Source organism: Streptomyces pyxinae (assembly GCF_024756275.1).
Lineage (GTDB): Bacteria > Actinomycetota > Actinomycetes > Streptomycetales > Streptomycetaceae > Streptomyces > Streptomyces pyxinae.
In genome coordinates this window covers 422,692-444,755 of the sequence record NZ_JANUGQ010000002.1, presented here as the reverse complement: position 1 = coordinate 444,755, position 22,064 = coordinate 422,692, and the positions used below count along the sequence as shown (strand labels likewise).

At 73.2% G+C, this 22,064-nt stretch carries 19 protein-coding genes; 9 read left to right on the top strand and 10 right to left on the bottom strand.

Annotated features, from left to right (window positions below; translation table 11 throughout):
- Positions 1–402: 402 nt before the first annotated feature.
- Entirely contained in the window at positions 403–1,647 is a 1,245-nt protein-coding gene (locus NX801_RS04845; RefSeq protein ID WP_258785642.1) for an NsdA family TPR-like regulatory protein, read from the bottom strand.
- A gap of 409 nt (positions 1,648–2,056) precedes the next feature.
- On the opposite strand from NX801_RS04845, the gene NX801_RS04840 reads away from it, so the two are divergent.
- The 7 genes from NX801_RS04840 (at position 2,057) to NX801_RS04810 (ending at position 7,696) form a co-directional block, all read left to right on the top strand.
- Positions 2,057–2,272 (top strand): hypothetical protein, encoded by a 216-nt coding sequence (locus NX801_RS04840; RefSeq protein WP_258785641.1) that lies wholly within the window; start codon positions 2,057–2,059, stop codon positions 2,270–2,272.
- Positions 2,269–3,330 (top strand): TfuA domain-containing protein, encoded by a 1,062-nt coding sequence (locus NX801_RS04835; RefSeq protein ID WP_258785640.1) that lies wholly within the window; start codon positions 2,269–2,271, stop codon positions 3,328–3,330. The genes NX801_RS04840 and NX801_RS04835 overlap by 4 nt, the downstream gene beginning before the upstream one ends.
- Positions 3,317–4,465 carry a YcaO-like family protein gene (locus tag NX801_RS04830; protein ID WP_258785639.1) on the top strand — a complete coding sequence of 383 codons (1,149 nt, stop codon included), beginning with the start codon at positions 3,317–3,319 and terminating at the stop codon, positions 4,463–4,465. Before NX801_RS04835 ends, NX801_RS04830 begins: the two co-directional genes overlap by 14 nt.
- Positions 4,462–5,418 carry a class I SAM-dependent methyltransferase gene (locus tag NX801_RS04825; protein ID WP_258785638.1) on the top strand — a complete coding sequence of 319 codons (957 nt, stop codon included), beginning with the start codon at positions 4,462–4,464 and terminating at the stop codon, positions 5,416–5,418. The genes NX801_RS04830 and NX801_RS04825 overlap by 4 nt, the downstream gene beginning before the upstream one ends.
- The gene (locus tag NX801_RS04820; RefSeq protein WP_258785637.1) at positions 5,415–6,422 is read left to right on the top strand and encodes an NAD(P)H-dependent glycerol-3-phosphate dehydrogenase; all 1,008 of its coding nucleotides are present in this window, start codon (positions 5,415–5,417) and stop codon (positions 6,420–6,422) included. Before NX801_RS04825 ends, NX801_RS04820 begins: the two co-directional genes overlap by 4 nt.
- Positions 6,423–6,498: 76 nt before the next feature.
- Positions 6,499–6,855 carry a hypothetical protein gene (locus NX801_RS04815; protein WP_258785636.1) on the top strand — a complete coding sequence of 119 codons (357 nt, stop codon included), beginning with the start codon at positions 6,499–6,501 and terminating at the stop codon, positions 6,853–6,855.
- The gene (locus NX801_RS04810) at positions 6,842–7,696 is read left to right on the top strand and encodes a hypothetical protein (RefSeq protein ID WP_258785635.1); all 855 of its coding nucleotides are present in this window, start codon (positions 6,842–6,844) and stop codon (positions 7,694–7,696) included. Before NX801_RS04815 ends, NX801_RS04810 begins: the two co-directional genes overlap by 14 nt.
- Positions 7,697–10,309: 2,613 nt before the next feature.
- Here the strand turns inward: NX801_RS04810 and NX801_RS04805 are convergent.
- The 5 genes from NX801_RS04805 to NX801_RS04785 all read right to left on the bottom strand — a co-directional run bounded on the left by NX801_RS04805 (position 10,310) and on the right by NX801_RS04785 (position 13,771).
- Positions 10,310–10,567, bottom strand: coding sequence for a hypothetical protein (locus NX801_RS04805; protein WP_258785634.1), 258 nt, complete (start codon positions 10,565–10,567; stop codon positions 10,310–10,312).
- On the bottom strand, positions 10,567–10,854 hold the full coding sequence (locus NX801_RS04800) for a hypothetical protein (RefSeq protein ID WP_258785633.1): 288 nt from the start codon (positions 10,852–10,854) through the stop codon (positions 10,567–10,569). The genes NX801_RS04805 and NX801_RS04800 overlap by 1 nt, the downstream gene beginning before the upstream one ends.
- 142 nt (positions 10,855–10,996) lie before the next feature.
- Positions 10,997–11,737 carry a restriction endonuclease gene (locus tag NX801_RS04795; RefSeq protein ID WP_428986056.1) on the bottom strand — a complete coding sequence of 247 codons (741 nt, stop codon included), beginning with the start codon at positions 11,735–11,737 and terminating at the stop codon, positions 10,997–10,999.
- A 365-nt stretch (positions 11,738–12,102) separates the two neighbouring features.
- Entirely contained in the window at positions 12,103–12,336 is a 234-nt protein-coding gene (locus NX801_RS04790) for a hypothetical protein (protein WP_258785632.1), read from the bottom strand.
- Between the two features lie 982 nt (positions 12,337–13,318).
- The gene (locus tag NX801_RS04785; protein WP_258785631.1) at positions 13,319–13,771 is read right to left on the bottom strand and encodes an SRPBCC family protein; all 453 of its coding nucleotides are present in this window, start codon (positions 13,769–13,771) and stop codon (positions 13,319–13,321) included.
- 57 nt (positions 13,772–13,828) lie between these two features.
- Between NX801_RS04785 and NX801_RS04780 the strand changes: the two genes are divergently transcribed.
- Positions 13,829–14,218 carry a hypothetical protein gene (locus tag NX801_RS04780; protein ID WP_258785630.1) on the top strand — a complete coding sequence of 130 codons (390 nt, stop codon included), beginning with the start codon at positions 13,829–13,831 and terminating at the stop codon, positions 14,216–14,218.
- 518 nt (positions 14,219–14,736) lie between these two features.
- Here NX801_RS04780 and NX801_RS04775 read toward each other — a convergent pair.
- Both NX801_RS04775 and NX801_RS04770 read right to left on the bottom strand, forming a co-directional pair.
- Entirely contained in the window at positions 14,737–14,952 is a 216-nt protein-coding gene (locus NX801_RS04775; RefSeq protein WP_258785629.1) for a hypothetical protein, read from the bottom strand.
- A 2,196-nt stretch (positions 14,953–17,148) separates the two neighbouring features.
- Entirely contained in the window at positions 17,149–17,667 is a 519-nt protein-coding gene (locus NX801_RS04770) for an SRPBCC family protein (RefSeq protein ID WP_258785628.1), read from the bottom strand.
- A 325-nt stretch (positions 17,668–17,992) separates the two neighbouring features.
- Between NX801_RS04770 and NX801_RS04765 the strand changes: the two genes are divergently transcribed.
- Positions 17,993–18,226, top strand: a complete 234-nt coding sequence (locus tag NX801_RS04765; protein WP_258785675.1) for a hypothetical protein — start codon at positions 17,993–17,995, stop codon at positions 18,224–18,226.
- 316 nt (positions 18,227–18,542) lie between these two features.
- Here NX801_RS04765 and NX801_RS04760 read toward each other — a convergent pair whose 3' ends face one another.
- Both NX801_RS04760 and NX801_RS04755 read right to left on the bottom strand, forming a co-directional pair.
- Positions 18,543–20,477 (bottom strand): eCIS core domain-containing protein, encoded by a 1,935-nt coding sequence (locus NX801_RS04760; RefSeq protein ID WP_258785627.1) that lies wholly within the window; start codon positions 20,475–20,477, stop codon positions 18,543–18,545.
- A gap of 387 nt (positions 20,478–20,864) precedes the next feature.
- Positions 20,865–21,887 (bottom strand): ArsR/SmtB family transcription factor, encoded by a 1,023-nt coding sequence (locus NX801_RS04755; protein ID WP_258785626.1) that lies wholly within the window; start codon positions 21,885–21,887, stop codon positions 20,865–20,867.
- Positions 21,888–22,064: the final 177 nt, after the last annotated feature.

Sequence of the window (22,064 nt, the reverse complement as noted above, 5' to 3'; positions counted from 1 at the left end):
CGTACCGACCTGTGCCGGACCGGCGCTGGCCGGCTCAAGTACCGGGACCGTGCCGGGCGCCAGGACCCACAGCATGCAGCCGACCGCCCGGCCAGGGCCAGGGCCAGGGCGGGAACGGCGGCCGGGCTTCCCCGGGCAGCTCTCCCCGGAGCACCACGGCTGCCTCGATCACCCCTCCCGACAGAAGATGACCGAAAAGCCGCTTAAGCCGGAAACTGTGAAAGTGGTCGAAAGCCCGGCTGGGCCACCCTAAAGTCAATGGTCAGGTAGCCCACTCCCCGCCCACGCGGGGCTGCTCCCACCCCGGCGCCCGCGTAGCCGTACCAGCCGCCCCACTCCCCGCCCAGGCGGAGGCGGTTGGCCATCGAGCCGGGTGTGGCCAGGCAGAGGTCCTGCTCCGGCTTACCGGAGGGCGGCTATGAGTTGGGTGTGTGGGCGGCCGGTGAGGGTGTGGCACAGCTGTGTGGCGCGGGAGTGGACCAGTCCGGTGCGGAAGCCGGGTGGCAGTCCGGTGAGGACGGCGGTCGCGGTGTCGGCGGCCGTCTGGTGGTCGCCGTCGTGGGCGTGACAGGTGGCGGTGTCCATGGTGAGCAGGGCGCGGGTCATGACGGATGAGGTGCTGGTCAGGGTGTGGGCGGTGTCCTGGGCGGCGTACGCGGCCGCTGTGTCGCCGAGGAGGGTGTACGCCTGGCTGAGGTGGACGAGGTGCTTCTGTGGCGGGTAGCCGGCCCAGGTGTCGGCGGCGGCCGTCGTGTCGAGCCGCTGGGACAGGTTTTCGGCCTCGGTGATGGCGGCCCGGGCGGTGGCGTGGTTGCCCGCGGCGGCCAGGGCGCGGGCGCAGACAGCGGTGGCGAGGGCGGCCGGGGCGGTTGGTGTGGGTCCGGCGGCGCGGCGGGCTTGCTGGGCCAGTCGGAGGGCCTGTGCGGGGGCGCCGTAGTTGAGGGGCACCATGGCGTGGCGGGCGAGGACCCAGGCGGTCAGCCGCCGGTCGCCCGCTTCCCGGGCGGCGGTGGCGGCGGTGGTGAACCACCGGTGGGCGTCGGCCTGGTCGCCGCGGTCGTGCTGGATGATGGCGACCAGTCCGGCGACGCCGGCGGTCGTGCGGGCCAGCTCGGCGCGCTGCCGGGCGGGATGGGGACGGGTCAGTACCTCGCGCAGCAGGACCAGGTCGCGTTCCATTTCCGCGAGGACGGTGTCGGGGGAGCGGCCGCGGTAGCCGCCTTGGTGCCGCTCGGCGGCGCTGGTCAGGTAGGCGATGTCGCCGGCGTCGGTGCCGGTCAGGGCGGTGTCGATCCCGTCGCGGGCCCGTGAGATGCCGGGCAGGGCGCCGAGGGCGGCGGTCGCGGTTTCCATGAATCGGCGTCGGTCCACGTCGTCGTTCCCTTCCTTCGTGCGCCGGGCCCGCCGGGAGGTGGCGACGGCGCGGTCGATCTGGTCGGGCGTCAGGGCGTAGGCGCGGGCGAGCGCCGGGCGCCATACGGGGGTGGGCAGTCGTCTTTCGGTCTCCCACCGTTTGATGTTGTCCGGGTCGAACCAGGAGCCATGGGTGTCCTGGACGAGTGTGGCTTGCTCCCGGCGGGTGCGGCCGGCCTGCTGCCGGGCGGCACGTAAGAGAGCCCCGATTCCGATCCGCTCGTGATCCAGCATGAGGCACCTTTCCACCGGCGGCTGCTGCCGTCCCATGGTGGCCCTCCGAAGCGGCCCCCCGCCGGGAAATCGCACCCCTCGCCGGCCCCTGTTTGAGGGGTGCCCGGCCCGGAGGATGGTCGAACCGGCCCGCCCGTGGCTGCCACGGGCTTCCGCGCGGTGGGCCGTTCCACCCAATCCCTTGTGAAGGAGGCGTTCATGGTGCCCACGTCCGAGCAGGCCCAGGCGGTGCAGATGGAGGAGAACGGGGACATGGCCGGCCCCGTCGTCATCGCGGTCGACGTCGAGGACGAGGAGTAGCCGTCTGCCGCCCCGTTCTGGTGACCCCTGCGGCCGGTGTCCCGTCCGGTGCCCGGCCGCAGGGGGCCGCTCTCCCTTGTTTCTCTCTTTCGCTCGTCAGGAGGACGCGATGAGGCATGTGTTCGTGAGGCCGACGCTGCCACGTTCGGAGCCGGAGCTGTGCGCACCGGGGGTGCGGGTGTGGCCGCCGGCCCGGCACGGAGACCTGTTCGCGCCGGCGATTCGGAGCGGGGACGTGGTGGTGCTGATCGACGGGGTGTATCACCAGGCCCCGGCGCTGCGGCACAAGGAGATCCTGGCCGCGCTGGATCGGGGGCGCGGGTGATCGGAGCGGCGAGCATCGGCGCGCTGCGAGCGGTGGAACTCGCGCCCTTCGGGATGCTCGGGGTGGGCCGGGTCCACGCCGCCTATGCCCGGGGGGAGATCACCGGTGATGACGAGGTGGCCGTCGGCCAGGCCCCGGATGGTGACTACGAGGCTCTGACGTGGCCGTTGGTGAACCTGCGCCATGTGCTGGAGTTGGCCCGGGAGGCCGGGGTGCTGGACGGCGAGTGGATGGGCGGGCTGCTGACGGCGCTGCGAGCGGTCTATTACCCGCAACGGACCTGGAGCGCCGTCCGGGCGGTATGCCGCCGCCATGGGCAGGACGGGTTCGTCCGATGGCTGGACGGGCAGCGCGAGCGTGACCGGTATTTCGGTGACGTGAAGCGCGCCGATGCGCTGGAGGCCGTGCGGGTGGCAGCGACCGGCGGCGGGACGGGCGCGCCGGGCTTTGCCGGGCAGGTGCCGGTGTGGCGGACGCCGTACTTCCTGCGCTGGTCCAACGCCGCGCTGCGCACCGTCGTACGGGGGTTGACGTTGTCCACCGAGGACCGGGTGCTCTACCAGCAGTTGTTCGACCCGGAGTTCCCCGGCCGGTGGGCGGATTTCCTCGCCCACTGTTCCCTGCATCCGACCGACGGCGGTCCCGGGGTGCCGCTGGGGCGGCGGCTGGCTGAAGCCGGTGCCACCGGCATGGCCGCGCACCAGGTCTTCCATCCGCGTCTGGACTTGCGGGACGAGGAGACCGTGGCCCGGCTGCTGGCGGGCGAGAGCGGGCAGGACCGCGCGGCGGTCGCCCGGTACGCCGACGCGCATGCCTGGGCTCGCCGTTCGCGGCCCGGGTTCACAGTGGGCGCGGTGCGCGAGGACCTCGCCTGTCATCTGCTCCTGCACCAGTGGCGGGTTTCACCCGAGCGACTGGACGTCACGGCGTCCGCGCGGGGGCTGGTGAGCGGGGCCCGGGCCGTCGATGCGCTGCGGCGGTTCGTGCCCGGGCTGCTGGAAGACGTCGCGGCTGGGACGGCCGGGAGGCGGGTGGAGGTGTCCTGTGCCGGGGGCTGAGGAGTGGGTGGTCCTGCCGGGCACGGTGAGGGCCCGGACGCCGGAGGAGACATGGGAGGCGCTGGCCGGGCTGCTGCCCGATTTCGGTATCACCCGGGTCGCGGACCTGACCGGCCTCGACTGTATCGGGCTGCCGGTGTGGACGGCGGTCCGGCCCGCGTCGCTGACCTTGACCACCTCACTGGGCAAGGGTGCGACCGCCCTGCTGGCGAAGTTGTCGGCCGTATTGGAGGCGGTCGAGCTGTGGCACGTCGAGCAGCCGCTCCCCGTCGCCGCCCGGGGCCCGGCCGCCGAGGTCGCCCCCGACTGTCCGGTGGCCGCGCTGCCGCTGATCGTGCCTCACCCCGGGCGGGTGCTGGCCGGGGTGGTGTGGGAGTGGACGCCCGGCACCGGTCTGGTCGACGGCCTGCGGCGGCTGCTGCCGGTGGGCCTGGTGCGCCGCCGGGCGCAGCGGTCGGAGTGGGCCCCGGACCTGCTGCGGACCACCAGCACCGGCCTGGCGGTCGGCAACACCCGGGACGAGGCGCGGCTGCACGGGCTGTTGGAGGTGGTGGAGCGTGATGTGCTGTACCGGGACGCGGTGTCCGGTGGCCGGTGTCGCACTTTGATCGACCCGGCCACGGTGGACGACCCGTACGGCCGCGAGATGCTCGACCGGCTGGCGGCCGCGGGCATGGAGCTGGAGGTCGCGCTGGTCGCCGGCCCGTACGGGCTGCCGGTGTGTGCGGCCTACCTGTGGTCCGAGGACTACCCGGTCGTCTTCGCCGGGGGCGGCTGCCACATCGACCCGGGCATCGCGCTGAGCCGGGCGGTGAGCGAGGCGGTGCAGTCCCGGCTGGCCGCCGTCGCCGGTACCCGCGACGACCTGCCCACCGACACCGGCAGTGCCGGCCGTGTCCTGTTCCGTCCGGCGACCACGACCGGGCTCGTGCCGTGGCCGCAGGCCACCGAGCAGTTCGCCCCCGCCTTGAGCGGTTTCGCCGCGCAGGTGGCCGCGGTGGCCGGCCGCGTCGCGGCCGTCACCGGCCACCAGCCGGTGGCCCTGGACCTGTCCGCGCCGGGCGGGCCCGTCCACGCGGTGCAGATCGTCTGCCCCGGCGCCCGCTCCCGCCTCAGGAGGTCGATGCCCCGATGAACCCCGCCACCACGAACACCCCGGGTCCCCGGACCGGCCTCATCCCGGTCATCCCGCCCGGCCCGGGTCCCGGCGCTCAGTCGGCCCCGGGCCGGGTGCCGTCCCGGGCGGCCCCGTACGACGCCTTCCACACCGCCCGCGCCCGCACCACCTTGGTCGCCCGCTTCTACGCCGAGGCGATGGGAGCGGACCATCCCGCCGAGGTCTGCGCCTCCAGTTCCTGCGACTGGCCCCTGCTCGGACTGATGACCGCCCGGCTTCGTATGAGTCCTGGTGCTCTGCTGGTGGACGCCGGCTGCGGCACCGGCGGCATCGGCCTGTGGCTGACTCGCGCCCTGAACTGCCGCCTGTCCGGCTTCGACCTTTCTTCGGTAGCCGTCACCCAGGCCACCCGCCGCCGCACCCGCTTCGGCCTCCACTCCGGCCGGGCCGCCTTCCACATCGCTGACCTGGAGCACCCCGGCCTCACCCTCGCCTCGGCCGCCGGCATCATCTGCGTCGACGCCCTCGGCCGCGTCACCGACCGGGACGCGGCCGTCCACGAACTCGGCCGCGCCCTGGCCCCGGGCGGCCGGCTGCTGCTCACCCGGGCCGTACGCTCCGGGACCGCCCCCACGTGGGAGGAACAGGCGCGGGCAGCCGGGCTGATGGTGGAACACGTGGACGAACGGCCGGGCGAGCCCGGCATGTGGCAGCGGCTGTATCGGCTGTGGATCACCCACGCAGACCGGTTGCGCGCCGAGGTGGGTGAGGTGCCGGCCCGCCACATGCTGGAGGAGGCCCACCGGATGCTCCCTACCCTGTCCGGGCGGCGCGCGGTCCTGCTGACCCTGCGCCGTCCCCCGGCGGACCCGCCTGGCAGCGGCCGGGCGGTTGCCGGTGCGGCCGGTACGATGTCGCCGACCGGCGAGCCCGACGCCCGGCCCGCCGCTCCCGAGAGGACGCCCCTGTGACGCACCGATCCACCGCGGCGGTGTTCTCGGCCGGGTCATGGGGCACCGCCGTGGCCAAGGTCCTCGCGGACGCCGGCACCACGGTCACCGTCCACGCCCGCCGCCCCGAGATCGCCACCGGCATCAACAGCCGCCACCGCAACCCCGATTACCACCCCGACATAGAGCTGCCCGCCTCCCTGACCGCGACGACCGACCCGCCCGCCGCCCTTGAGGGAGCCGACTTCCTCGTCCTGTCCATTCCGGCCCAGACCCTCCGCACCAATCTGGCCGCCTGGGCGCCGCACATCGCCCCCGGCACGGTGATCGTGTCGCTGATGAAGGGCATCGAGCAGACGAGCGGGCTGCGGGCCAGCCAGATCATCACCGAAGTGACCGGTATGGCCGCCGAGCGGGTCGCGGTGCTCTCCGGCCCGAACCTGGCGGCCGAGATCATGGCGGGCCGGCCGACCGCCGCCACCATCGCCTGCCCCGACAACGCCGCAGCCCGCCGCTTTCAGCGCGCCTGCCACACCCCCTACTTCCGCCCCTACACCAGCCCCGACGTGGTCGGCTGCGAGCTGGGCGGAGCGCTGAAGAACGTCATCGCCCTGGCCGTCGGTATCGCCGCCGGCATGGAACTGGGCGACAACGCGGGCGCGATGCTCATCACCCGGGGCCTGGCGGAGACCACCCGCCTCGGCCTGGCGATGGGCGCCGACCCGCTCACCTTCTCCGGTCTCGCCGGCCTCGGTGACCTGGTGGCCACCTGTTCCTCCCCGCTCTCCCGCAACCGCACCTTCGGCGCCCACCTGGGCCAGGGCATGACGGTCGAGCAGGCCACGGCCGCCACCCGGCAGACCACCGAGGGCGTCAAGTCCGCCGACGCCGTGCTGGAACTGGCCCGCGCGCACGGCGTGGAGATGCCCATCACCGAGGTGATGGCCGCCCTGCTGCACCAGAAGATCACCCTGGACGAGGCAGCGGCCGCGCTGATGCAGCGGCCCCCCAAGCCCGAGCGCTGATCCCCGGGCGCCCCCGCCACCATCGCCGGGTGGCGTCCACCCCCTCCTTCACCCTCCGGCCATGGAGGCTTCCGCCATGCCCGCATTCACGTTGCCCGCCGTCCAGTTCACGATCACCATCGTCCTGGTGGCGTGGATGATCACCGGGTTCACCCCGCTGCCCGGCCGCTGGCTGCGGTGGAAGATGTTCTGCCGCGCCACCTTCACCCATGTCACGCTCACCGGCACCAGGCCCGACGGCCGCACCCAGCCGGTCAACGTCTACGAGCATCTCTCCCCGGGGTCGTTCATCCTCGGGCCGCCGCAACTCCAGACCATCCTCGATCACCTCACCGCCAGCGGCGGATACACCCGGATCGACGGCCACGGCCGCGTCCTTTCCGCCCGCGGCGAGCACCCGCTGGAGGTGACGGCGAGCCGTGTGGTTCTTTGACACCCTGGCCTCCGGCTTCCAGACGACGACCGATCCCGCCCGCCTGCACACTTTCCGGATCGTGTTCGGCGCGGTGCTCACCGCCCGCTTCGCCCTCGCCTTCGGCCAGGGCGGCTGGGACCGCTTCACCCCCGGCTCACTCAGCACCCGCCTTGCCGCCCAGCGCTTCGGCGCCGCCCGCGCCCGGCTGCTGACCACCGCCTACCGGCCCGTGCTCATCGCCCGTACCGCCGCCGCTCCCGCCCTCACCGCCGGCCTCCTCCCGCGCCTGGCGCTCGCGTTCGTCCTGACCGGCGCCGCCATGGAACTGCTCTACCTGCGCAGCCCCAACGCCGTCCGCTACACCCTGCTCGCCGGCGGAGCCCTTCTGCTCGCCGGCGACCTCGGCACCGGGCCGGCCGTCCGGCACGGGGCCAGCACCGCGAACACCTGGGCCCAGTGCCTCCTCGTTCTGATCACCACAGACCTCTACTGGAACTCGGCCTGGCAGAAGCTCCGTTCCCCACAGTTCCGCTCGGGGCTCTACCTCGCCCAGTGGATCCACACCCTTGACCGCCTCCGGGACCAGCTGCCCTACCGCCACCAATTCGCAGTCCCCGGCGTCGTTCGCCGCCACACCGGCAACCTCACCCCCCGCGACATCCGTCTATGGCGCCTGGTGGCGGCCACCGTCATCACCCTGGAGGCCGTCCTGCCGCCCGCGATGCTCTTCCCCCGGACCATGCCGTACGCCGTCGCCGCCGGCATCGCCATGCACACCGCCTTCACCTGCCTCAAGCCCCGCCAGCTCATCACCTTCTCCGGACTCACGACAGCCAGCTACCTCGCCTTCAGCACCTGAGAGCGACCCATGGCCCCAGAACGACATGATCGTGGAAGAGAATCGGTCGGAGCGGCGCGACCGAGGGCGCTTATACGTGACCGTTACGCAGCATGGGCATGAAGGTGTGGGAACCGCAGGAAGAGCACGCAATTCGAGGACCGGTCTCCGCGCGGGCGAAGGTGGGCAGGCGACGGTGCCACGCGGGCGCGGACGTGAACCGAGGGAGTGGGGCGGCCGACGGGGCGCAGCACCTGCTCTCCGCGCAGGCGGAGGTGAACCGGCGCATCGGGCTCGGGGAATGCCTGGCAGGCCAGCTCCCACATCGTCGCGGTCTGCCGCTCCATCACCCGTGATGGTCGGGTTGACCCGCAGGGGCAGTGTCACCTCCTGTTGCGGGGCGAGCGCATGGCGCTCCGAGGGCGGCCCCCCGGGTACGCATCAGTACGGCGGGTGCAGCGATGAGTTCCGCCACCGCGCTGGGCACCAGGGCTGGCGGAGATCGCCAGTAGTCGTACGGTCCGTCGGTGTGTTCGCGGCCGTGGTGCCCCGGATTTGCTCTGGCCGGGCCTTCACCGCTCATCGGCGGACTCCGGGCACACGGTCAGTCGGCCGGAGCCCGCGCCGTACGGACTGCCTGCCGGCCGGCTCGGGGGCGTGGGCCGCCCACCACCGGCTAATGGGCGACGGCGACGCGGCGACGCTCCGGGAGCTGGTCCGGGGAGGACTTTTCCCCAGGACCAGCTCCCGACCGTCGTAGATGCCGCCGGGACACGGCTCCGAAACCGAGGCGTCTCCGGCGGCTGCGGCGTAGACACTGGGCACGGCGTCGGCCTGACGGTCCTCGCGGCACAGTGGATAGTTCCGGCGGCCGGGGACGAGCAGTACCCAGCCGTGGCTGGTCCGTCACGCGCAGGGCAAGCCGGAGCCCAGGCACCGGACTACCCTCCCCGCCCATGCGCGCGGACCGGGACTGGCGACGGCGCTGCCGTACTGCACAGACGCTCACCTCCGCCCGCGCGAAGACCCGGCGCCCGGCTCGCGGCACCGGGCCTTGACCTCGGCCCCACCCGTCTGCGCGGAGACCGGAGCGGGGACGGACCGGACCGGTGGTCTACGGGTGGTCCACCTCCGCCTGCACGGAGACCGGCGCTATGGCACCCGCCTGCCCAGCGTTCGCGACGGTCCACCTCCGCCTGCGCGGAGAGCAGTGATCGTGGTGCACCCGGCGGGCACGGTGGGCGGTTCACCTCCGCCTGCGCGGAGAGCGGGTCGGTGACGAGGTCATCACCCCGAGCCTGGCCGGTTCACCTCCGCCTGCGCGGAGAGCGGGCTTTCCGACTTGGGCTGTTATCGGGGCTTTGCAAATACTTGACTGGTGCTCAGCGACTGGGGCGGGTGTTGTTCGGTCGGCGATGTTATGGCTGGGCAGCCTACCCGTCGGGTGAGCCGGAGGCTGGTGAGGTGCGTCCGGGGAAAGCCGGTGCCTGAGCCGGCCACCAGCTCAGTAAGCCCGCTCTCCGCGCGAGCGGAGGTGAACCGATGCCGGGGCTGGCGCATCGTCCGGTGCGGCATCGGGCTCGTTAAGCGGCCGGCAGGACAGCTCTCACATGGTTGCGGTCTGCCGCTTTACCAGCCGCGATAGACGGGTTCGCCCGAGGGAGCGGCGTCGCCTCCCGGCCGCGCGACGAGCGTACGTGGTCCGAGGCGGCGTCCCCGGGGCCCTGGGGACGCGCCGGTCCGGCGGGCGCGGCGAGCAGTTCCGCCGCCGCGGCGGGCGCCAGGACTGGCGGGGGAGGCGGCCAGCCGTACGGCCCGCCTGCCGGACCGGCTCGGGGACGATGGCCGCCCACCACCGGCTGGTCATCGGCAGCTGCGCGACGGCGTCCCTCCAGGAGCTGGTTGCCGGTGAGCTCCCCGCAGGACCAGTTCCTGATCGTCGTAGACGTCGCCGGGCCCCGGCCCCGAATGCGCGGTGTCTTCGGCGGCTGCGGTTGTGGAGCACAGGGCACGCCGGTCGGCCCGGCGCTCCTCGCGGCACGGCGGGAAGTCCCGGGCACCGACCACCGCCCGCCCACGCGCGCAGGCCGGGCACCGGCGCCGGCGCCCGCGGTAGGGCACCGGCGACGGCGCTGCCCTACCGCGCGAACGCCTCATCTCCGCCCGGGCAGAGACCGGGCGCCCGGCTCGCCGCACCGGGCCTTGGCCTCCACCCCACCTCCGCCTGCGCGGAGACCGGGTGGGGCGCCGAGGGTGCGGGCTGCTGCCTGCCGACGGAGGGTATGGGTGAGGTGATCGGTATGAGCGGCAACGGCAAGAAGACCCCGATGACGGCGAAGGCGTCTCCCGGGTGCAGTCCTCGGCCGCGAAGAACCCCTCCGGCAAGTCGGCCGCGTCCGGGTCCCCTCCCCGCGCGCAGTCGACGGCCACGAAAGCCGCCAACCGCAAGCGGTGACCGCCCCGACCTCCACGCGGCCCAGCCGGTTGCCGTCCGGCACGGTCCCGCTGAGCGGCGAGCCCGGGCCCGGACGGGGTTCAGGGTGTGAGGTCAAGGACGCGGACCGGCTGGCCTTTCCACCGGTCGGGGGTGGGTGGTGCCGGCCGGCCCGGTCGGCCGCCGCGCTGGCACTGGCGCTAGAAGGTGATGAGCTTGACCGCGGTGACGGTGAGGACGTCGGGTGCGCTGACGTAGTAGACGACGATCGCGTCGGCTCCGGCGATGGTCACTTCGCGGTAGTCCCGTTCGCCGGGCTTGGTCTCCACCGACCCGTGCCCGTAGGGGTTGGCGCCGATCGTGGACTTCATGGCCTTGTCCAGCGCGGAACGGCGCTGCGCGGGGAGCCGTCGGCGGGCGGCATCTGCCTGCGAGGCGTAGGCGATTCTGTAGGCCATCAGGCGGCCTCGCCGTCCTGGTCGTCGAGGATGGTGACGCCGGAGTAGTCGCCGGCGCGGAGCCGGTCGACCTGGTCGTCCATCTCCTCGATCGCGCCCTGGACGGTGCGCAGGGCCCACATCGCCAGGCGGAGCGGGAGGTCCGGGCCGGGGGTGGTGCCGATCTCGGTGTCGAACGCGGCCCGCTGGCCTTCGGGGAGGGCGGCGCGGACGCCCGCGATCGTGGACGGCAGCTCCACCTCCTGGTCGTGAACGGTCGTCGTCCACCGCTCCGGTGTCTTTTCCACTGCTCTGCCCTCCACACCTGTCTCCGGGCCTCTGGCCTGCAACCGCTCACCGTACGGCGGCCCGAGCGCGCGGCGATACGGCCCCGGACCGGATTCACCCTTGCAGACGACGAACGGGTCCCGGTCGTGATGCTCGTCTGGTTCAGCGGTTCCAGTCCTTCTTGCGGAGCCCCTCCTTGATCGGCGTGAGAATCCACCGATTACGTCGAAGTCGGTTCATCTCGGGTCTCCGTCGGCTCGGGCCGGTGAAGTCGGTGGGGCCGGGTGGTGGCTCAGCAGCGGTGTGGGGGCCGGCGCGGTGGGGGGATGACGCGCAGGAGGTTCCAGATCGGGGTGGAGCCGGCGGCCCACTGGGCCAGGAGGTGGCGGTCGACCAGGTGCAGGCGCTGGGTGGCGGCGAGCCGTACGGCGCGGTCGGTGATGCGGCCGTTGGTGACCAGGACGATGACGTCGCCGCCGTGGATGGGCGGCCGGTGCCGTTGAGCACGTGCAGGTCCGGGGTGCCGATCGCAGCCCCCTCCCAGCCCGCGGCGCGGTGCTTGCACTGGATGACCCACAGCCGCCCGTAGGGATCGGTGGCCTTCACGTCCGCGCCGTCGTCACCGGCGCCGCCGACCTGGACCGCGTCCGGGCAGCCGTCGCGGCGCATCAGGTCGCGCACCGCGTGCTCGAAGTCCCGGTGGTGCAGGGCATCGATCTGGGGCAGCGAATACCGCAGCCCCCGAGCCTGGACCTGCTCCCGGCGCCGCCACAACCATGCCGCACCCGCGCTGAGGGCGGCGCCCGCCAGGAGCGCGGGCACCAGCGGGTGGGCGGCGAGCCAGCGCACCAGACCGGCCAGAACCGTCCACACCACCGCGGTCACCAGCGTGGCGACAGCCATCTGCTCCCGCCCCCACGGACCGCGGGCCCAGCGCCGCAGGCCCGCGCCCGGGCGGTGCCCGGCAGCCGACCGGCGCCCGGGCCGGCCCGGGCGGGAGGGTGCGCCGCGGCGGCGTGCCGTGCGGCGGGTCAGGGCCTGTCGCCGGCTCAACGCAGGCCCCGGGCCGAGCGGTCCAGTCCGCCGGGCCGGAGCGCGAAGCGGGTTCGGCGACCTGGCCGCCGAGGCGGCCGACTGCTCCGCGGGCGCGGGGTCGACCTCTGCCTCGCCAGGCGCCGGGCCGACGTCCTCTTCGCGATGCTCCGCGACGGAACCTTCTACGAGCCCCAACCCGCTACGGTCAGGTGAGGAGAGTCCAGACTGCTCGATCAGTCCTCCGGCCGAAGCCGCTGACAAGCCGCCTCAAGCCGCTGGTCATAGTCCGCTGCGAACAGCTCAGGAAGCGCCTTGTCGAGCGTTCCTGCGATCCGATGGATCGGCGCCCAGACCGCCGGATCGTCGACAACGCGGCTGAGGTCCGTCATCTGGAGCTTCTCCAGCCAGTGCGACAGCACCAGTGCCTCGTCACTCGTGAGCTTGATCGTCACCTGGCTGTCACTCATACACACCCCTACGGCTCGACCCGCCCTTGACCGCACGAACCTACTGGCCTTGGACCTTGACCAAATACATAGGAGCACCCCGGGGACCGGCGATCCCGAGGGGACAGTCGGCCGGCCGGAGTCCGCTCGGGGGCGACGGCTGCCCACCGCTCCTCCAGAGGCGCGCTGCGGCCGTGTGCTGCGCCCGGCCGGGTGCCGCCACGCCGGACGGCCGCCTGCGCAGTCCGGCCGCACCTCAGCCGCGTCCCTCCGGGCCGGCCGTTCGCCCGGCCCCGGCCGGCCGGACGGCCCGGAGGAGGGCCCGGTGGAACGGGACGGCAGTGCGGCCCACCGCCTGTGAACCCGCGCGGGAAGTCCGCCGGCCGGGAGCCCGGCGGGCCCGGACGCCACGACGGCCGAGGAACCATGACCGCCGACACCGACCACCCCACACTCCCCCCCGGGTGTCGCAGCACCAGTCGGGGATCAGGTGCCGGCACTGGCCGTGCCGGACCGCGCGCCGGAGTTCAAGCGGTCGGCCGAGCCCGCCTGCCGGCCCCCGGGAGCCACCGAGCCGACGGGCGGCACCCGGCACCGCGCCGGTAAGCACCGCCCCCCACGGCCCATGCCCCCGTCTCGCCCGGCGTTCGCTCGTCCGGACGCGTGGTGCCGGACGTACGGATAGAGCACGGGATGCCGCTGAGGGGGGCGGCCGGGACCGCCGACGAGCCTGCGGCCCACTGCGACGTCGGGGGGTTCCTCACCGCTCCGGCCGCCGAGTGCGCACCCCTGGGCCGGCCGGGGCGCCCGGTCCGATCGGCCGGACTGCCCGCAGGAGGGCCTGGCGGAAGGGAGCAGCAGAGCGGCGAACCGACGGTGACCCGCACGGGAAGTTCATCCGCCGGGAGCCCGGCAGACCCGGGCTCCACGTCGATACGAGATGGCGGTCGGGCCGCCACTGTCGTGTGCCGGCCCAGGGCGTCCGGGCGGGGCTGGCCGGGGGTCAGACGTTGCCGCGCCAGGCGCCGGTCTCGGTGCCACCGCGGGACTCGATGAACTCCTTGAACCTCTTCAGGTCTCCCGTGGCCTGGCGCTTGACGAAGCCGAGCTTGTCGCCGACGGCCTCGGCCAGGCCCTCGGGGTCGTGGTCGAGCTGGAGCATGACCTTGGTGGTGGTGTCGTCGATGCGGTGGAAGGTGACGACACCGGCCTGCCGGGCCTCCCCGCCGATGCTGGTCCAGGCGACCCGCTCGTCGGGGATCTGCTCGGTGATCTCCGCGTCGAACTCCCGCTCCACCCCGGCGATCTTCGTCTTCCAGTGGGTGAGGGTCTCGGTGCGCTGCTCGATCCGCTCGACGCCGTCCATGAACCGGGGGAAGTCCTCGAACTGAGTCCACTGGTTGTAGACGGCGCGGACGGGGGCCTTGACCTCGATGGATTCCTCAACCTGCGACATGAACTCAACCCTTCCTGATCGTGGAGGCCATCGGCGAGTACGGGACCATCGACACCGATGCACGAGCGCACTCCTTCCCTCTCCTCTCCTCTTCAGCCCCAAAGCCCCCGGCGGCCGCTCAAACGGATCAGCGGCACCACCGCGCGGGTCCGCGCCCGTATCGCCGACGAGCTGGCGGCCTACCGTGACACCGGAAAGTTCACCACCGCCCTGGCTGGCCCGTTGAAGACCTCAACGGAGAGCGGCGTCCGCGCCGCCCTCCCGGGCCGCTCGCTGGTCACCACACGGATCCGGCTGCGGGAGACCGCGCCCGGGCCGACCTCTCCAGACCGTTTCAGCACGGCCAGTCCACCGGCGGGCGCCCGAATGCGCAGGGCCCCCCGGACGCCCGCCAGTACTGAGCACTGGGTGGACATGGGCTGGGAAAACTTGGCACTGGCCTGCTGACTGGAGTCTTGCTGGAGTCCCTGCGGCGGGCAGGCCCGGAGCCGGCGGACAGCCCGGGCCCAGCACTGGTGAGACCCGCCTCCGTACAGGTCCTTGCCGACCGCCTCCCCCGGCACCTGCCAGCCGGTCGCCGGGTGCCGGGCTTACGGATGGAGCACGAACCGATGCTGCTGGAGGTAGCCGGCACCCCCGCCGAGTCAATAGTGCACCGCACACCTGAGACCCCGTCACCGCACGGGCCGCCACGTACGCCCGCTCCCCCGGGGACGGAGCGGCCGACCCCGCGCCGGTCAGCCCGCCATCCCCCCGGGGGCCAGCGGTTTCCCATGCCTCGCGCAGAAGCCGCGCCGTAGTGGCCGCCGTGTGCCGTACGGCCGGATCGGCCGTCGCGCTCCCGCAGGTCCTCCAGGAGCGCGACGGCTGCGTCGATCACCGGTACCCGGACCGGCGCTGTGTCGGGGACGGCCGGCGCGGTGGCCGCCCGCTCGGCCGGGGCGTCGGGACAGCGGAGGACGACATCACGCTGGCCGACCAGGCGGCCCGCTCCCCGCCCGGACCCGGGCCAGGTTGACGCCGGACGTCTCGCCGCCGCTCCAGGTGCCCAGGCCGGCCAGGCGCTGCACCCGGGCGACGAACGCCCGGGTGACCAGGCGCTGCGCCGACAGCTCGCCGTCCCGGTCGATGTGCCCGAAGACCAGCTGGTGGTCGGCGGCGGCGCGGTCGCGCCAGTCCAAGACTGCTCCCGGGTAAGTTCCCCCAGGACCAGCTCCTGGCCGTCGTCGACGTCGGCGAACTCCGGTTCCGCAGCGGGGGCGACGGCGACGACCGGGCGCGGCCCGGGCAGCACGGCCGGGGCCACCGGCCCGACCACGACGTCGCCGGCCGGGCTGCGCGGCCGACGACGTCGGCACGCGCCCCAGCCGCGGCGGCCTGCTGCTCCCGGGCCTGCTCCCACCGGCCGGCCCTGGCCCACGCTTCCGCCTTCCTCCCCTGGTGCAGCTGCTGCTCGACAGCCGTACGGCGCCTGCGCGGTCACGTCCCGGTGCACCTGCCAGCCGGCGGCCACCCGGCGCTCGCTCGCGGAGGCACCCGGCAGCACGGGGTCGCAGGCGGCCGCGACCACCGGCACTGGGCACGGCCGCCGGCCCGGCGGCACCCTGAGCACGGTCCTTCCCGGCCGAAGGCGAACAACCTTGGACACGACATCGCACGCCACCACGCTCAAGCCGCTGACTGGCCGTCCTGCCGCGAAGGCGGCGATGACGGCGGCATAGTGCTCGGTTGGCAGCGAATCCAAGTGAATGAAAACACGGCCTCTTGCTAGCATCAGCCCAGCTCAACAAGTGTCGGCCCCGCGCCTGCGGGGGTGCTCCCTGGTTGAAGTCCACCCGCGCGCGGGTGCTCGCGTCGGCCCCGCGCCTGCGGGGGTGCTCCGAGCTGGTTCATGTCCTTGCGGATGAGGAGGGCATCGGCCCCGCGCGGGCGGGGTTGGTCCGCACGTCACGGTCCTGGCCCCGACCGGTGGGGGACCCGCTCCCCGCCCGGGCGGGGGTTGGTCCCCAGCAGCGCACGGCGGATCGGGTTGGGCGTCGCCGCTCCCCGCCGGGGCGGTAGCCCTCCGGCGGGGCCGCTCGCGGCCCGGCCTGGCGGGGGAGGCCGACGGCGGGGCGGGGGCGGCGGACGCCGTGACGGAGCCGGCCGTCACGGGCGCGGACGCCAGGACACGGACGGCGCGGACGGGCGCACCCCGCACCCGCTCGTTGGCCACCGCGATCAGCTTCGGCGCGCTCCAGCACAGCTTCGCGCCGACGGCCGGGGTGGCTGGTGCGACGTCCAGGCGGAGTTGGGGCCAGGAAGGCGTTGTGCGCGGCAGCGTCCTCTACGGCCGGCGGGCCGACCGCTCCCAGGTCAGCGAGTCGGTCAAGTCGGCCCGATCAAGCTGCCGCGAGGAGACCGGCTTCGCCGATCAGGACCTCGGCCAGCCGTCGGGGGCCGCACACCGCACACGGCCCGGCCTCCAGCAGCCCGACCCCCCAAGTGCACCCGGCCCCAAGTCCCTTGCCTTGGCCGAAGACACGGCCGCCGCCCCGGGCGGACTCCGCCTTCTGCCCGGCCTCACGCCGTCCGCCAGTGCCGACGGCGGCACTGGCGCTCGGCTAGGCGGGGACCGCGCGGGCCGCCGGGCCGTCCCGCCCCTCCAAAAGCCGGCCGCTGCCCACGCCGTCTTGCCCACGCGCCCTGGGCGTTCCCCGGCCCGAAGACACGGCCACCGCACCGGGCGCACTCCTCCGTCAGCTCGGACTCTCACCGACCGCCGCATGCCGGCGGCACCGGCGCTCGACTCGCAGACCGAGCGAGCCGCCGGGCCGCCCCGCCCTCCGGACCCGGCGTACGGACCTCCCGCAGGCACGAACTGCCCGCTGGGACGTGGTTCAGGGCCAGCCCAACAGCCAGACGGGATCACGGAAACGGGGTGGCTCGGTGCGCCCGGCGGCGGTTCCCCGGGACGGTGCTTCCCGGCATCAGGCCCGCCGGGACGGCTCCCGGAGCGCAGCCGTCTGCCACCCCATTACCTCTGCGGTGGCCGGGGCCGCCGGAATAGCCGGGCCGCCCTGAAGCGCGGCGGGCGTACGGTGGCGGCCGGGCGGCCCCTGCGGGGCGCCGGATCGGCGCCGGCCATCTCGGGCGCCGGGACCGCGCCGGATCGCCCCAACGTCCGGACCGGGCATCTTGGCCCAGGGCCCCGGCCGCCGGGGCGGAGTCGGAAGTGGTGTCGATCGCGCCTCGGTAACCGGTCGGCAGGGGGCTGGGGTCTGCGTACGCTGTCTGGCCGGTGCCGACGGGTGAGTGCCGCCTTCGTCTAGAAGGCGCCACTGTTCCGCTGAGGAGGGGACGTCAGGCGCGCGCTCTCGCGCCTTCCCGGCGGGTGTTCACGTCTCGGGGCTGTGCGGCGGGCTCTCCATGGCTGCTTTGAGGTTGCGCAGGGTGGTCCTGATGTTCTGCCGCTGGAAGTCGGCGAAGGTGTGGCCGCGGGTCACGATCCGGTCGAAGGCGTTGGCCGCGAAATCGGGCCACTTGCGGCGGTCGTCCGTCCAGGTCTCCGTGACCCGGGTGCCTCCCTCCGCCTCTTCGAAGCGGTACTCCCAGGTGGCGATCGGGCCCCGCAGGCGGGGCCGCTTGAGACCGATGGCGTGGACGCGGAAGCGGAAGAGCCGGCCCTCGTCGGCCGCGGTCACCGTGCAGCGAGTGGTCCAGCGGACGGCGCCGCGCTTGTTGTGTCCGTCGAAGACCAGGCCCACCCGGGTGTGCTCCCGCGGCTCCCGCACGGTGGCGCCCCGATTCTCCGGGCTCCACCGGCCCATGAGGGCAGGTTGCGAAACCTGCCGGTAGATGGCGGCCCGGTCGGCATAGATGAGGATGCTGTCACTGACAGTGAACGTACGCGGCATGAGTCTCCATTCGTCTCCCCGACGCTACCCTTCCGCCCCACCGCCCGATCGACGCCCCCGGCCGGCCAGGGGCCCTGCCCGCTCCCGGCGGAGCCGTGTTCGATCCGCCCGCGGCCAGCCCGGCAGGGTCGCGGCCGAAGCGGCGAAGAGCGCCCCGGATGCCGGCCGGCGCGGTGTCCGGTGGAACGGTCCGCACCCGTGACGTCGGTGAGCAGGCCGTCGAGTGCCCTCGCCGGCGCGGGCGGCCGGGTGCCCGGGATGCGCCCGGCCGAAGCGCCCCGCAGGGTGGAACGCGGGGGTCCCCATGAGCGTCTGGAGGATGCACATGATCGTGAAGATGCTGCACGACAAGGGCCTGAAGGCCGAGCACGCCTACTGCGCCGGGTTCGCGTCGATCGGGCTGACGGTCGTCTCGTGGCTCGGATCGCTGAAGGCCGAGGGCCGGGGCATGGACCGGGCAGACCGGTGGGGCATCTTCGTCGGCGAGTGGGCGCCGACCTTCTTCGCCCTCGGACTCGCGCTGGCGAACTACGAAGAGGACGAACCGGCCCGCATCTGAGGTCGCCAAGGCCGGCCGACCCAGCAGGTGCCGGTTGCCTGAGGCCGGAGACGGGCGCCTCGTCCGTGAGCCCCGCACCCTTGGAGGTGGTGGAGCGGCAGACCGCGACAACGCGGGAGCCTCCAGCCGCGCGGCCCGTTGTGGCCCTGACGTACAGCTCCAGGGATCCGAGATACCGCCCAGGAACGGCACTCCCGCCCCTGACGTCACATGTCTGGTCCGACGTCCGACCTGCGCTTTGGAGGTACCTCATCAGGCACTCAGCGGCCCTGGCCCGCCTGAACCCTCCCCGTCGCGTTGGGGCCGGCGGGGGCCGTCACTCCGGCTCGTACTCGGAGTCGGACCACGGCGGGTCCTCGCTCGTTGATGCCGGGGTGCCCTTCACTTCGATCTTCCGACCTTTTGCTTCAAGGCGGCGGTCCCCTTGCACTCTCGCCATGACCATTCGGCGGACCTTCTCCATGTGCGCCGTTCCGTCGAACAGCCAAGGGGGCAGGAACCAGGGGTAGGGGCGGCTGTGTGTCTGCGTCGCCACGACCGTGAACCCGTGCGCCTGGCCGATGACCACATTGACCGCGTCGATGACCCAGTGGCACAGGAGACACGGCATCTTGGAACCTCCGAGGCGGACCTTCTCTTCCTCTCCCTCGGGAACTGGTCCGTTTCGCGCGCGGTCCGCGATGATGGACTGGAGCATTCTCATCTCGGCGTGCAAGCCCCCGCCTCTGGGGCGTTCCGCCCTGTTTCCCATCTGCACATCCCAGGTGACGCCCCGCTGTACCGCTGCCCTCGCCGCTTCCATCCAAGGCGTCATGCGGCCTTCGTCGTCGTAACTCCCGTCCACCAAGGCGGCGATCTTGTGCGTGTCGCGCAGGTGACGTTCCTGACGGTCCTCCGGAACGGAGTCGGTGGGCGGCACTGAATTCCGCACAGCGTGACGCAGAAGCGCGTCCGCCCGGACCCTCTGAGGTCCTGTGAACGGCACGTCCGTGTTCGGGGACGCGTGCAGCACACCGTTTCGCAGGACGACCGCTATATGGGGCGTCGGCTTCTGGCCGTCAGGGCGCGGCGCGCCCTCCACGCCGGCGATGAGGATGCGGGCGATCCTGTCGAGAAACCTCACCTCTGCCTCGCGCTGGGAAATCTGTTTCTGCCTCTCCGAGTAGCCGGGAGGCATCCTTCCGGTCCTGCGCACGTGGCTGCCCTGCCGGCTCCTCGGCGTCGTCTCCCCCGGCGCCTGGGTGGCCGGGGCGTCGTGCATGACCGTGTCCTGCTGCGGTGGTGCCGCCTGGGGTATGTGGACCGGCAGGTCGTCGAGTTCGATGTCGCTGTCCGATCCCGGTGACGCGCGCTGGACCAGCGGAAGGTGCCCGCCGTTCCGCGACGCTCGTGCAGCCGGCGCCCCGGGGCTCCTGGCCGGCGGCGGTTCCCCGGGCGTGTGTTCCGAGCGCTGCACCGGCACGTTACCGGCGAGGCCCGGTCCCCGGACCGTGCTGGCGCCGCCCGAGCTCATCCGCGCGGCGTTCGACTCCGCCTCGCGTTCCTCATGGTCGTGCGGGTGGGTCATGTGGAACCCGCCGCCTGTCTGATGCCCGACCGAGGACTTGTGCTGGTTACGGATCATATGGGTGAGTTCGTGGTCCAGGGTGCGGGAATCACTGCCCTGTCTGCCGATCATGATGTCCTGCCCCACCGTGAACGCACGTGCCTGGACAGCGGCGGCAGCCTGCTCCGCGGCCGCGCCGGTGTGCACGCGCACACTGGACAGGTCGGCCTGGAACTGCTCCTCCTTACGGGCCCGCACCCCCGGATCCAGAGGACGGCCGGGCGCCAGCAGGCCAGCTTCGACATCGGAGCGCTCGGGAACGCGCGGACCTTCCCCGGTATGCGTACGCTGCACTGCCTGCCCGGGGCCCCCAGCGGGCTGGTGTCTGCCCCGCTCCGCCTCGCGGGCGGCACGCACCGTCCTGGCCACTGCCTGGTTACCGACAGTGGCCTGCAAGCCCAACAGCCCTCCCGGGAAGGCCGTCATGTGCGCGGCGACACCGGTATCCGGGCGCTGGACGGTCTGCTCGCACTCGCCGACGTGCTCCTGCTGGTGCTCGTCCTCCTCCGCCTCGCGGGCGGCGCGCATCATCCTGGCCACCGCCTGGTTACCGATGCTGGCCTGCAACCCCGACGGAGCGGCACGCGTCGCCCGGCGTGGGCCGCCGGGGGCATCGGAACGGGACTTCTCCTCGTGCGAGTGCACGGGGCCTCCTCACCGAGAAACGCAGAACTCGAACATAGAATGGCCAAGCGACATCGAACGAGCGGACGGTGGACTTCCGGTAACCGGACCGGTGATCGCTGATGCCCGGCGTACCCGGCCCTGCCTGCCGTGCTGCACATCCCGACGCTGCGGCCGCCCCCGGCTCTGCCCCCCCAAGAACTCGCAGAACCGCCCTTCCGGCCACGAACGCTGTGCCTCACGCCCACACAGCCGGGTGCCTTTTCGAACCGGCAGCCGCCGGATACCTGGCTCCCGGCCGCGGCCCCGCACCCTGGCCGCGAGTAACGCGCGAACACCCCGAATGCCCCGAGCGCCCGCCGACCTGATGGCCGGGTCCGCCTACCAGTGATCCCGAACCGGGACCTGTCAGGAGCGCCCGGAGGGGGCGTTGAGCAGCGCGATGCCTGTGGGTGTGGCGACGTGCGCGGTCGTCCGGTGCTCTCGGTGGGTGTCGATGAGGCCCGCGTTGCGCAGGATCGTGGCGTGCTCGCTGGCGCTGGCCTTGGCGATGCCGACGAGCGCGGCGAGCTGCTGGGTCGAGCAGCCCGGGTGCCCGGCGATGGCCCTGAGCACCGCAGCTCGGGTGTGGCCCAGCGCGGATCCGACGGCGTCGACCGCCGACGCCGTCCGGCCGTCGGTGGGCGGGGAGGAGGCGAACAGCGGGGCGATCGCCGTCTCCTGGAGCCGGGCCACCGGATAGGAGAGGACGGGTTGGGGTATCGCGTCGAGGTCGATGATCGGGGCCTCGGCGGCGAACACCGACGGCTGGAGCAGCATCCCCCGTCCGGCCAGGTGTACGTCGGCGTCCAGACCGGAGACGGTCGTGATCTCCAGGACGGGCGCCCGCCAGCGGATCCAGCGTGGGTTGACGCGTCCGAGGAGGGTCTCGACGCCGCCGTTGAGCATCTGGCGGGACCTCACGGCGGCATCGGCCGCTGTCATGGCCCGGACTTCCTGCCAGTGGGGGACGAGGGCGTGTTCGGCCACGTGCTCAAGGCTGTCGCACAACTGGCGCAGCAGCAGCGGTTCGTCGGACAGGCGGTGGGCCCAGCTGGGCAGGGGCTGGTGCCGGGCGGTGGTCTCCAGGCTGGCCCGCAGCCGGGCCCGAGGCGTGGACCGGATCTGTTCGAGCAGTTCGGCGGGGGTCGCGCCGGCCGCGCCGCTGAGGAAGCCGGTGATCCTTCCCCTCGGGGGCATGAGCGTGAGGGCCATGCGGGAGGCGGGATGCAGGGCGGAGAGGGTGCGGTGGCGCCAGGCCCCGAGCCGCACCCGGTGCGAGCGTTCCTGGAGCTGGCGTGTGGCGGAGGTCAGCTCCATGCAGGGCGCAGGGCCGTCTGCGACACGGGTCCGCGCGAGGTCCTCCATGGTGAAGTGGATGCGTAACGGCATGTCGTCGCCAACTCCCGGAGCCCGACCGGCCCCGGCCGGTGCCACCGTCCTTCTGCTCTTGACGCCCATCCTGACGGGGAGCGGGAGCGGTGACCAGTAGGGATCGAGCCGACGCCCGGGCCTCGGACGGCGGGCCGTCCCGGCCGGTCGCCCACCGGCCGGGACGGCCTGGGTCAG